Genomic DNA, 12,013 nt, shown 5'->3' with positions numbered 1-12,013 from the left:
GGTATCATCATACGGCGTATAGAGTCGGAGCCATGACGGTCACGTCGCTGCGCGACGGTTACGTCGACATGCCAATCAGGCGGCTGCGCCAGCCCGGAGACCGGACATTCGGTGACAACCTGCCCTCGCATGTACCGCTCGTCGACGGTGCGCTCAGGCTGTCGGTCAACGCCTTCGCCATCGATGACGGCGACGACATCACGCTGATCGACACAGGGGCTTCGAACGCCTGGCACCCGACAATGGGGCACCTGCCCGAGGCGCTGCGCGAGGCGAAGATCGCCACCGACCGGATTCGGACTGTTGCTTTCACCCACACCCATCTCGACCATATACACGGGCTCATCCTTGCCGATGGTGGCGACGGCTTCCCGCAGCTCTCTCGCCTGCTTGTCCCGCGCGCTGAGCTCGGCATGTTTCGCGACGTGGCGAGGCTGGAATGCTTCCACGATCGCGCCCAGCCTCTCGATGCTGGACAGCGCGTCAGCGCTGACATCGATACGATCGGCTCCGCTGGCCATGAAGCCGGCCACACTTGCTTTCGCGTTGTGAGCGCAGGCGAAACACTGTTGATCTGGGGCGACATCGTACATGTGCCGTCGCTTCAATTCGCTCGACCCGAGATCACGTGGGAATTCGACGCAGACCAGCAGCAGGCGAGGGCAAGCCGGTTGCAAATGCTGGCGCTTGCGGCCAACAACGACTGCTACGTCGCCGGCGCGCATCTTGATTCGCCCGGCGTCGGCCGGGTTTTTCGAACCGAGACGGCTTTCCGCTTCGAGCCCTTGTAGCACTCTAGCCGAGCGCCGCCCGCGCCCGTCGCAACGCGCGCGAAAACACTGCGGTGTCGTCGAAGGCGCGCGCCAGCGTGAGCGCGCCCTGGATGGCGCCGACCGTTTCTTCGGCGAGTTCGTCCGCCCTGGCAGCGCTGTGCCCGCTTCGGGTCAGCGCTTCGGCAAGATGCGCCACCCAGCGGCCGAAATAGCTTTTGATCGCAATGGCGAAGAGGTCGCGGGATTCGTCCAGCGCGAAGGCGCCGATCAGGCACACCCGGCGTCCCGAGCGGAAATAGCTGTCGGTCGCTTCGAACATCCGATCGATACCCGTGCGAGGGTAGGCCCTGTCCTGCAACGGCACGAAGACATTCTCCTCGAACCAGCCATCTATATGGGCAATGACAGCCGCCGCCATCTCTTCCTTGCCGCCGGGGAAGAAGTGGTAAAGGCTGCCTTTGCCTAGGCCGGTCGCCGCACCGATCCGCGCCAGGCTCGCCCCTTCATAGCCGTGTTCGCGGAAAACCTCGCCGATGATGGAGAGCAAATCGGCGCGATCGGGCGCGATCCTGCGCATGCGCTAGTTTTTCCGCTTGAGCATGATCTTTGCCGAAAACCGCGACACAGCTCTAGGGATCATATTCTAAAATCCGAGTTCGGACAGGCCGGGATGGTCGTCCGGTCGGCGGCCGAGCGGCCAGTGATATTTGCGCTCACCCTCGGCGATCGGCAGGTCGTTGATGCTGGCGACGCGCCTACGCATCAGCCCGGCCGCGTCGAATTCCCAATTCTCATTGCCGTAGGAGCGGAACCAGTGGCCACTGTCGTCGCGCCATTCATAGGCAAAGCGCACCGCGATGCGGTTGTCGTTCCAGGTCCAGACCTCCTTGATCAGGCGGTAGTCGAGCTCGCGAGCCCATTTGCGCGTGAGGAAGGAGACGATCTCATTTCTGCCCGAGACGAACTCGGCGCGGTTGCGCCAGGTGCTGTCCTGCGTATAGGCGAGCGAAACCCGTTCGGGATCGCGGCTGTTCCAGGCGTCTTCGGCAAGCCGAGCCTTCTGCGCGGCGGTCTCGGCGGTGAAGGGCGGCAGCGGCGGACGGCTCATGTCATTCTCCCATCGGCAAAGGCGATGGCGAGCATTGTACCAATCGGTACAATTGGTCAAGGCCGAAATCGGGCTAGGTTTTCCCCGCCAGCCCCTTCAGCCGGTAGAGCGCTTCCAGCGCCTCGCGCGGCGTCATCTCGTCTGGATTGATCTCACCCAGCGCTGCGCCCAATGCGTCGCTCTCCGCAGGCTTTGCCGCTTCCCGCTTCATTGCCACCGAAAACAGCGGCAGATCGTCGACCAGTCGGTTGGCCTTGCCGGAGACATCGCCTTCCTCGAGCTGATGCAGCACCTCTTTGGCGCGGCCGACCACCGCTTCCGGCAGACCGGCAAGGCGAGCGACCTGAACGCCATAGGAGCGATCGGCGGCACCCTTGCCGACCTCGTGCAGGAAGACGACGTCGCCTTCCCACTCCTTGACCCGCATCGTGACATTGTGCAGTCGCGGCAGCTTGCCGGAGAGTGCCGTCATTTCGTGGAAATGAGTGGCGAAGATCGCCCGGCAGCGGTTCTTCTCGTGCAGATACTCGACCGCCGCCCAGGCGATCGACAGGCCATCGAAGGTGGCGGTGCCGCGGCCGATTTCGTCGAGGATCACCAGCGCCCGCTCACCGGCCTGGTTGAGGATCGCGGCCGTCTCTACCATCTCGACCATAAAGGTGGAGCGGCCACGCGCCAGATCGTCCGAGGCGCCGACGCGCGAGAACAGCCTGTCGACGACGCCGATATGGGCCGATGTCGCCGGCACGAAGGAGCCGGTCTGGGCAAGGATGGCGATCAGTGCGTTTTGCCGCAGGAAGGTCGACTTACCGCCCATATTCGGACCGGTGAGCAGCCAGATGGCGCCGGCCTTGGCACCGTCTTGCGGCGACAGATCGCAATCATTGGCGACGAACGGCCCTTCGCCCGAACGGCGAAGCGCCTGTTCGACCACCGGATGGCGTCCGCCCGAGATGTCGAAGGCGAGGCTGGAATCGACCAGCGGCCGGCACCAGGCTTCGCTCTCCGACAACAGCGCGATCGCCGCCGACACGTCGAGTACGGCGAGCGCATCGGCGCCGGCGCGGATCTTCTGCGCCTCGCCGACCGCCTCAGCCGTCAGCGTATCGAAAGCGGCAAGCTCGATGCTCAGCGCCCGGTCAGCGGCATTGGCGATTTTGGTCTCGAGTTCGGCAAGTTCCGTCGTGGTGAAACGCATGGCATTGGCCATGGTCTGGCGGTGGATGAAGCGTGCCTTGGCGCCATCGCTGCCGGTCATGATCGAATGATGGTTGGCGGTCACCTCGATGTAATAGCCCAGCACATTGTTGTGGCGGATCTTCAGCGAGCGGATGCCAGTCTCCTCGATCAGCGAGCGCTCCAGCCCGGCGATCACCTTGCGAGACTCATCGCGCAGCGCCCGCATCTCGTCGAGCTCGGCATGGTAGCCGCCGCGCACGAAGCCGCCGTCGCGCCTGAGCAGCGGCAGTTCCTCGCCAAGAGCCTGGGCCAGATGCTTGGCCAGCGCACGCGGCAGCGCCTTTATCGCGGCAAGTGCTTCCGTCAATTCATAGGGCAGCGCTGTTGCGGCGAAGATTTCGGCAATGGTGGCCGCCGCTTCAAAGCCGGCACGCAGCGCGCCGAGATCGCGCGGACCGCCGCGGTTGAGCGCCAACCGCGACAGCGCTCGCGGCATGTCGGCGACGCTCTTCAGGCTTGACCGCACCGCTTGGCAGAGCCGCGTCTCGGCGCGGAAGAACGATACCGAATCAAGCCGGGCAGCAATCGCCGCCGGATCGGTCAGCGGCGCCATCAGCCGGTCGGCGAGCAGTCTGGCGCCGCCGCCGGTGACCGTGCGGTCTATAGCCTTGAACAGCGAGCCGTCGCGGCTGCCCGACAGCGTGCGCAACAGTTCCAGATTGCCGCGTGTCGCAGGATCGATGAACAGCGTCGAGCCCTGCTCCTCGCGTTCGGGACGCGACAAAGGCGGCCGCTCGGCCTTCTGCGTCTTTTCGACGTAGGCGATGGCGCCCGAGATCGCCGACAATTCGGCTCGCGAGAAGGCACCGAAACTGTCAGGCGTCGCCACTTCGAAGAAGCGCGCGATCCGCCCCGCTGCCGAAGCCGAATCGAAAAGCGACGGCGGCTGCGGGCTGGCGACGCGGCCGATGACGTCGAACACCGGCTTCAGCTCGGGATCGTAAAACACCGGCTCGGCGACGATCAGCTCGCGCGGGTCGACGCGGAAGACATCGGCCAGCAGGCGGTCGGCCGTGGTTTCGGCGACGCGGAAGACGCCGGTCGAGATCTCGATCCAGGCCAGGGCGAAGGCGTCACCGCTGTTGCCGCCCTTCACCCGCCCTAGCGCCATCAGGAAGCTCGATTCCGACGGCGCCAGCAATTTATCCTCGGTGATGGTACCTGGCGTCACCAGGCGCACCACGTCACGGCGTACGACCGATTTGCCGCCGCGCTTCCTGGCTTCCGCCGGGTCCTCGATCTGCTCGCAGACGGCAACGCGAAAACCTTGGCCGATCAGCTTTTGCAGATAGTCGTCGGCCGCATGCACCGGCACGCCGCACATCGGAATGTCATGGCCCTGATGCTTGCCGCGCTTGGTCAGGACGATGCCCAGCGCCCGGCTCGCCTTCTCGGCGTCGTCGAAGAACAGCTCGTAAAAATCGCCCATGCGGTAGAACAGCAGCGAATCCGGGTTCGCCGCCTTGATCTCGATATATTGCTCCATCATCGGCGTGACGCTGCCGACGGGCGCAGGCGGTGTCACCTCGGGGGCGTCGGTTTCTGCTGAAGTGTGCATGTTCATCCCCGCACGCTAGCAGATGTGGGTGCGGGGTTTAATGCCGGCGGCCCGAAAAGCAGGGGACGACCGGCCTCGACGGCGGCTTGTGCTCCCTCTACGCCGGGTGAAGCCGTTGGTTGCTTCGGGCGCCAACCAGACCCTATGATCGCCATGGCGGGGATAAGCGGCATGGATGAGGACAAACAGGAGGCGTTCGAAGAGCTGGTCGGTCCGGCTGGATCGGCGCTTGAGCGCCTGCTGCTGTTGGCGGCGCGGCGCGTCCACCGTACCAAAAGCAAGCTTAGGGGGACAGTGCGCAAGCGCGTCCCCTTCCTCCTGCCGACACGGGGACCGCTGTCCGATCTCGATAGCGGCATCGAGATGTCGCTGCATGTGCTCAGCCGCGACCCGTTGGTGCTCTATGTCCCGATTGGCGGAGCCCGTCCGCTCTATCCACTGGCGGCCCTTGGCCGGCGCCTGGCGGGACGGCGCGTCACCTTCCTGACGATGCAGACCTGGACCATGGAGCGGCCGGCTGTCATCGCCCGGATGGGCCGCGATCTCGCCTGGTATGCCGGCCGGTTTCCGCTGCACGAAATCATCTTCCTGTGCAACACCGAGGAAGAGCGCCGTCTCGTCGCGGCTGCGGGCGGCAATGCCATCTTCTCCAACCACAATCTGATGGTGTCGGAGGATATATTCCGGCAGCTGCCGGACGTGCCGGTCGAATTCGACGCGGTCTACAATGGCCGCATCTCGCCGATCAAACGCCATCACCTGGCCTTCGACATAGAGCGGCTGGCCCACATCACCTATTCGATCGGCGAATTGCCGCCGGTTGCCGCCCGCGCCTTTGTTCGGCGACTGCAGGCGCGTTCGCCGCTCCACCAGATCGCCAATCCGCTCGTCGACGGCTGGCCGGGCAAGCTGACGGCGCAACAGGTCAACCACGTCTACAACCAGGCCGCCGTCGGGCTGTGCCTGTCGGCCGTGGAAGGAGCGATGTACTCCTCGATGGAATATCTGATGGCCGGCCTGCCGATCGTCAGTACGCCGAGCCTTGGCGGTCGCGACGTCTATTTCGATCCGGATTATTGCATCGTCGCCGATCCGGAACCGGCTGCCATTCGCCGCGCCGTCGAGACGCTGCGAGATCGTGCCATACCGCGTCAGCAGATCCGCCGCCGCACGCTGGAGAAGGTTCACGCCCAGCGCATCGAACTCATGGCGTTCCTGACTGCATTGCTGCGGCGCAAGGGAAGCCGTGCGCCACCCATCGAGACGTGGCCTTTCCCCGGCACAGACGGCATGATGCGGCGGGGAACGGTGCGCGAAATCGCTGCCTTCGTCAGCGAGCCAGAGCCGACGTGACGCCGTTCGACTTCGGGAGATTCGCTGCGGGCGTGAAGATCGCTTGGCGATTTACAGCGGTGGCGTGTAGCCTTGATCCGGAAGTTTCAAAAACACGCACCCGTCTCAAGGGGGCGACACCGGCGAGGAAATCAAAAGCATCATGGCCAAGAAAACCGAAAATAGCGGCCCCTCCGTCAGCGCCGAGGAGGCGCTGGAATTCCACGCCATGGGCCGCCCCGGCAAGCTGGAGATCGTCGCCACCAAGCCGATGGCGACGCAGCGCGATCTGAGCCTCGCCTATTCGCCGGGTGTCGCGGTTCCTGTGCTGGCCATTGCCGAAGACCCCAGCCGCGCTTTCGACTACACGACGCGCGGCAACATGGTCGCCGTCATATCCAACGGCACCGCCATTCTCGGCCTCGGCAATCTCGGCGCGCTGGCCTCCAAGCCGGTTATGGAAGGCAAGGCGGTGCTGTTCAAGCGTTTCGCCGATGTCGACTCCATCGACCTCGAAGTCGACACCGAGGATGCCGACGAGTTCATCAATTGCGTGCGCTTTCTTGGGCCGTCTTTCGGCGGCATCAACCTGGAAGACATCAAGGCGCCGGAATGCTTCATCATCGAGCAGCGCCTGCGCGAATTGATGGACATCCCGGTCTTCCATGACGACCAGCACGGCACCGCCATCATCTCGGCCGCCGGGCTGATCAACGCGCTGGAGATCACCGGCCGCGACATGAAGACCACGAAAATGGTCTGCAACGGCGCCGGCGCCGCCGGCATCGCCTGCATCGAACTGATGAAGGCGATGGGCTTTGCCCCCGACAACATCATCCTGTGCGACACCAAGGGCGTCGTCTACCAGGGCCGCACCGAAGGCATGAACCAGTGGAAGTCGGCGCATGCGGTCAAGACCGACACGCGCAGCCTGGCCGAGGCGCTGGACGGCGCCGACGTCTTCCTCGGCCTGTCGGCCAAGGGCGCATTGACCACCAGGATGGTGCAGTCGATGGCCAAGAACCCGATCATCTTCGCCATGGCCAATCCCGACCCGGAGATCACGCCGGAGGAAGTGGCCGAAATCCGCACCGACGCCATCATGGCCACCGGGCGTTCCGACTACCCCAACCAGGTCAACAATGTGCTGGGCTTCCCCTACATCTTCCGCGGTGCGCTGGATGTCAGGGCCACCACCATCAATGACGACATGAAGATCGCCGCAGCGAGAGCGCTGGCCGACCTGGCGCGCAAGGACGTGCCCGACGATGTCGCCGCCGCCTATCAGGGCAACCGGCCGAAATTCGGCCCGAACTACATCATCCCGGTGCCGTTCGATCCGCGCCTGATCTCGGCCATCCCGCTCGCTGTGGCCAAGGCGGCGATGGAGTCAGGCGTCGCCCGCAAGCCGATCCTCGACCTCGACCGCTACGCGCAGGAACTGTCGGCCCGCCGCGACCCGATCGCCTCGACCTTGCAGCGCATCTACGACCGCGTCCGCCGCCAGCCCAAGCGCATCGTCTTTGCCGAGGGCGAGGAAGAACAGGTGATGCGTGCCGCCGTCTCCTATGTGAACCAGAAGCTCGGCACCGCGATCCTGCTCGGCCGCGACGATGTCATCAAGGAAAACGCCAGGCACGCCGGCATCGACCTCAACAAGCAAGGCATCGAGATCATCAATGCCAGGCTGTCGCGCCGCAACGGCATCTATACCGATTATCTCTACGAGCGCATGCAGCGCAAAGGCTTCCTGTTCCGCGACTGCCAGCGGCTGATCAACAATGACCGCAACCATTTTGCCGCCTGCATGGTGGCGTTGGGCGATGCCGACGGCATCGTCACCGGCGTCACCCGCAACTATTCCACGGCGCTTGACGATATCCGCCGCGTCATCGACGCCAAGCCCGGCCACCGCGTCATCGGCGTCTCCATCGTGCTCGCGCGGGGCAAAACAGTCCTCGTCGCCGATACCGCCGTGCACGACATGCCCAATGCCGAGCAGATCGCCGACATCGCCGAAGAGGCGGCGGGATTTGCCCGCCGCATGGGCTACGAGCCGAGGCTCGCCATGCTGGCCTATTCGACTTTCGGCCACCCGCAGGGCGAGCGCTCGGAACGCGTCCAGGAAGCGGTACGCATCCTCGACAAGCGCCGCGTCGATTTCGAATATGATGGCGAGATGGCCGCCGACGTGGCGCTCAATGCCCGCGCCATGGCCCAGTATCCATTCATTCGCCTGACCGGCCCGGCCAATGTGCTGATCATGCCGGCGTTCCACTCGGCCTCGATCTCGACCAAGATGCTGCAGGAACTCGGCGGCTCCACCGTCATCGGCCCGCTGCTGGTCGGCCTCAACAAGCCGGTCCAGATAGTCTCGCTCAACGCCAAGGATTCCGACATCGTCAACATGGCTGCGATCGCGGCCTATAGCGCGGGAGCCTGATTGGCGGCAAAATCGCCAACCCATAAGAGATTGATAATATTCGGCTGCTATAGGGAACGTTCTCGCCCCCTATGGCCTTATGGCATTGGCGGCGCGCTCAGACCGCCAAAACGGGGGTGCGGCCATGAAGCATGACATGGCATCTGTGGTCGGCCAGGGGGTCTATCACGACGAGCGCCTGGATGCGCTGCTGAGCATCACCGGCCGCATGGACGGTTATCTCTACCGTTGCCGCAACGATGCGTCCTACACCATGCTCTACATCAGCGACGGCATTTTCACCGTCAGCGGTTATCGGCCGAGCGACTTCATTCAAAATGCCGTGCGCGACTATGTCTCGGCCATCCACCCGGATGATCTCGCTGCCGTCTATGCCGCCGTCGATACCGCGCTCGAGGCGCGCTGCAACTGGAACGTCGACTACCGCATCGTGCCGCAGGTCGGCGAGCCGCTCTGGGTCCGCGAGATCGGCGGCGGCGTCTGGGACGAGGCAGGCGAACTGGAATTCCTGGAAGGTTTCGTCGTCGACATCAGCGACCGCAAGGTCGTCGAGGATCTCAACGCCGAGCTGCTGCTCGAACTCAAGGCCGCCAATGAGGAACTCTCCGTACAAAAGCGCGAGATCGAGCTGGCCAAGCAGCACAGCGACCACTCGGCCAACCACGATGCATTGACCGGCCTGCCCAACCGGCGCGCCTTTCACAACGAGCTGAGGTCGGTGATCGACCGCTGCGACAGCACCGGCCAGGCGGCCGGCCTGCTGTTCATCGACCTCGATAGGTTCAAGAAGGTCAACGACACGCTCGGCCACGAGGCCGGCGACGCGCTGCTGCATGAGGTGGCGGGTCAGCTTCGCACCGTCCTGCGCAGCGCTGATTTCGTGGCGCGGCTCGGTGGAGACGAGTTCGCATTCCTGTTTTCAGGAGAGGCTAGCCGGGCCCGACAGAAGGCCGTGGGCGTCGCCGAACGTATCCTGGAAAAGCTGCGGATCAAGGTGCCGACGCCGAATGGTGCCATCCATGTTGGTTGCACCGTTGGCGTCGCCATCTACCCGGCGGAAGCGTCCGATTCGGAGGCGCTGATAACGCTCGCCGACCGACTGATGTACATCGGCAAAAAGAGCGGCCGCAACCGGCTGGTCACCGCCGGGGCTTTGGAACCCGGGCCTACGTCCGACGACCTTCGCCGCACCGCCTGAGCGGAGCGCCGGACAGCCTCAACCGGCGGGCACCCCTCATCTGGCTCGGCGCTGCGCGCCGAAAGACGGCCCTACAGCAACCCCGCCAATTGGGCCGCGCTGCGCAGGTTTTGCCGCGGCCGTGGCCCGAGCTGCTGGATCACCAGCCCGGCGGCCAGCGAGCCGAGATCGCCGCAATCCTTCAGGCTGCGCCCCGAGGTGTAGCCGTAGAGGAAACCGGCGGCATAGAGGTCGCCGGCGCCGGTGGTGTCGACCAGTTCGCGGATCGTCGTCGCCTGAATGGTGACGGTCTCGTCGCCGCGCACGATCACTGAGCCTTTTTCGGAGCGGGTGACGGCGGCAATCTTGCAGTCTTTGCGGATAGCCGCCAGCGCCTCGTCGAAGGATTTTGTCTGGTAGAGCGACTTGATCTCGTGGCTGTTGGCAAAGACGATGTCGACAGTGCCCGAGCGCATCAGCTCGAGGAACTCGTCCCGGTAGCGGTCGACGCAGAACGAATCCGACAACGTCATCGACACTTCGCGCCCGGCCTCGTGTGCGAGCTTCGCCGTCTGCCGGATCGCCTCCTTGGCGCGCGGCGGATCCCACAGATAGCCCTCGAAATAGGTAACCTTGGCGCCGGATGCCTTGTCGGCCTCGACGTCTTCCGGGCCGAGTTCGACGCAGGCGCCGAGATAGGTGTTCATCGAACGCTCGCCATCGGGGGTGACGAATATCATCGAGCGCGCCGTCGGCGGCTGTCCCTCAAGCGGCCTGGTGTCGAAGGCAACGCCCTGGGCATGGATGTCATGGGCGTAGATCTCGCCGAGCGGGTCGTTCGATACCTTGCCGAAGAATGCGGCGCGGCCGCCGAAGCTGGCGACGCCCGCCGCCGTGTTGCCGGCGCTGCCGCCCGAGGCCTCGATCGCCGGCCCCATGCGGCTGTAGAGCAGCTCGGCGCGCTTGGTGTCGATGAGGTTCATCGCACCCTTGATGATGCCGTTGGTCTCGAGAAAAGCGTCGTCGCACTGGGCGATGATGTCGACAATGGCATTGCCGATGCAAAGCACGTCAAAATCCGGCATCAATGTCTCCGCCTCGGAACCTGCCGGCTTTCTGCCGCGCCCGGGCGGGTCTACAGCATCACCCCGAAAAATGGCAACCGATTTCCATCCTTTGCCGGCCCAAGCCGGCGCGCGCGCCTGGGACGAGGCTCCATCACAGTTCGACCGTGGCCGAAGCATCTGACCGCCGGGTCGCCTACAAGCTTGGCCTCAAATCAGGCGCTGGAAGCACCCGCATGCAAGCAAAGACCGACATGACCACCGAACTGGCGCTGCTTGGCGTGCTGGCGGCCCTGTGGGGCGCGTCCTATACCTTCATCAAGATCGGTGTCGAGACGATCCCGCCGATATCCTTCATCGCTGCCCGCACCTTGATTGCCGGCGCCATCCTGCTCGCGCTGATCCGCTGGCGCGGCCTCGCCATGCCCAAGGACAGCGCGACCTTGTGGCGGTTCATGGTCCAGGCCTGCCTCAACAGCGTCGTGCCGTTCACGCTGATCGCCGCCGCCGAGCGCTCCATCGACGCCGGTCTGGCCACCATTCTCAACGCGACCTCGCCGATCTTCACCTTCCTGCTGACCGCGCTTATCACCCGCCATGAATCCGTGACCGCACGCAAGCTGTTCGGTGTCGGTGCCGGCATTGCCGGCATTTGCCTGATCGTCGGCACCCAGGCGCTTGGCGGGCTCGGCCATCAATTGTGGGCGCAGCTTGCCGTCATTGCCGCCACGGTCTGCTATGCCGGCGCAGCCATTTTCGGCCGCAGCTTTAGGGGACTCGACCCGATGCTGCCGGCCGCCGGCTCGATGCTGTGCGGCGCGGTCATCCTCGTCCCCTTGAGCCTGGCCTTCGACCGCCCGTGGACGCTGTCGCCTTCAATGGCGTCGATACTGGCCTTGTTGGCATTGTCGGTGTTCTCCACGGCGCTGGCCTTCTGCATCTTTTTCCGCCTCATCCACACGCTTGGTTCGGTCGGCACGACCTCGCAGGCCTATCTGCGCGTGCCGATCGGCGTCGGCATCGGTGTCCTGTTCCTCGGCGAAAGCCTGGGGCCGACGGCGTTCTGGGGGATGGGCTGCGTCGTCGCCGGCGTTGCGGCGATGACCATCCCCGCCCGCTCCCGGGCGCTGGCGCGCTAGATCATGATGAGATTTGGTTGAAATCTCATCATGATCTAGCCCTTTGTTGGGGCATGATCTTTTCCAAAACCGGTACCCACTTTTTGGGGTCATGCTCTAAGTCCCGTCCGGAATTGTGCCCGCTCCGGCAGGCTTGCGGCTGACAGGGTCTCCGCCTATGTCGGAGATATTCGTTTGTTC

9 protein-coding genes are annotated in these 12,013 nt (G+C 64.4%); 5 read left to right on the top strand and 4 right to left on the bottom strand.

Annotated elements, in window-relative coordinates; all coding sequences use genetic code 11:
* The first annotated feature begins 32 nt into the window (after window positions 1-32).
* Complete coding sequence (locus tag NKL06_RS13690; RefSeq protein WP_023685132.1) at window positions 33-791, top strand: MBL fold metallo-hydrolase; 759 nt, start codon at window positions 33-35, stop codon at window positions 789-791.
* Window positions 792-795: 4 nt separating this feature from the next.
* On the opposite strand, the gene NKL06_RS13685 is transcribed toward NKL06_RS13690, so the two are convergent.
* The 3 genes from NKL06_RS13685 to mutS all read right to left on the bottom strand — a co-directional run bounded on the left by NKL06_RS13685 (window position 796) and on the right by mutS (window position 4,684).
* Window positions 796-1,350 (bottom strand): TetR/AcrR family transcriptional regulator, encoded by a 555-nt coding sequence (locus tag NKL06_RS13685; protein WP_023685131.1) that lies wholly within the window; start codon window positions 1,348-1,350, stop codon window positions 796-798.
* Window positions 1,351-1,416: 66 nt separating this feature from the next.
* A complete protein-coding gene (locus tag NKL06_RS13680) occupies window positions 1,417-1,881 on the bottom strand; it encodes a nuclear transport factor 2 family protein (protein WP_023685130.1) in 465 nt (154 codons plus the stop codon).
* Window positions 1,882-1,954: 73 nt separating this feature from the next.
* Window positions 1,955-4,684 (bottom strand): DNA mismatch repair protein MutS, encoded by a 2,730-nt coding sequence (mutS, locus tag NKL06_RS13675; RefSeq protein WP_023692657.1) that lies wholly within the window; start codon window positions 4,682-4,684, stop codon window positions 1,955-1,957.
* A gap of 165 nt (window positions 4,685-4,849) precedes the next feature.
* Here mutS and NKL06_RS13670 point away from each other — a divergent pair, with 165 nt between their 5' ends.
* The 3 genes from NKL06_RS13670 (at window position 4,850) to NKL06_RS13660 (ending at window position 9,651) form a co-directional block, all read left to right on the top strand.
* Window positions 4,850-6,031 (top strand): glycosyltransferase family protein, encoded by a 1,182-nt coding sequence (locus tag NKL06_RS13670; RefSeq protein WP_023692656.1) that lies wholly within the window; start codon window positions 4,850-4,852, stop codon window positions 6,029-6,031.
* 142 nt (window positions 6,032-6,173) lie between these two features.
* Window positions 6,174-8,453 (top strand): NADP-dependent malic enzyme, encoded by a 2,280-nt coding sequence (locus NKL06_RS13665; RefSeq protein WP_023692655.1) that lies wholly within the window; start codon window positions 6,174-6,176, stop codon window positions 8,451-8,453.
* A gap of 124 nt (window positions 8,454-8,577) precedes the next feature.
* Window positions 8,578-9,651, top strand: coding sequence for a GGDEF domain-containing protein (locus NKL06_RS13660; protein WP_023692654.1), 1,074 nt, complete (start codon window positions 8,578-8,580; stop codon window positions 9,649-9,651).
* 71 nt (window positions 9,652-9,722) lie between these two features.
* Here the strand turns inward: NKL06_RS13660 and NKL06_RS13655 are convergent, their stop codons facing one another.
* Window positions 9,723-10,715 carry an adenosine kinase gene (locus tag NKL06_RS13655; RefSeq protein WP_023692653.1) on the bottom strand — a complete coding sequence of 331 codons (993 nt, stop codon included), beginning with the start codon at window positions 10,713-10,715 and terminating at the stop codon, window positions 9,723-9,725.
* Between the two features lie 215 nt (window positions 10,716-10,930).
* Between NKL06_RS13655 and NKL06_RS13650 the strand changes: the two genes are divergently transcribed.
* Entirely contained in the window at window positions 10,931-11,833 is a 903-nt protein-coding gene (locus tag NKL06_RS13650; RefSeq protein WP_023672873.1) for a DMT family transporter, read from the top strand.
* Window positions 11,834-12,013: the final 180 nt, after the last annotated feature.

This window comes from Mesorhizobium sp. C268A (assembly GCF_040324475.1).
In the GTDB taxonomy this organism is placed as follows: Bacteria; Pseudomonadota; Alphaproteobacteria; order Rhizobiales; family Rhizobiaceae; genus Mesorhizobium.
This window is presented reverse-complemented; position numbering and strand designations above follow the sequence as displayed.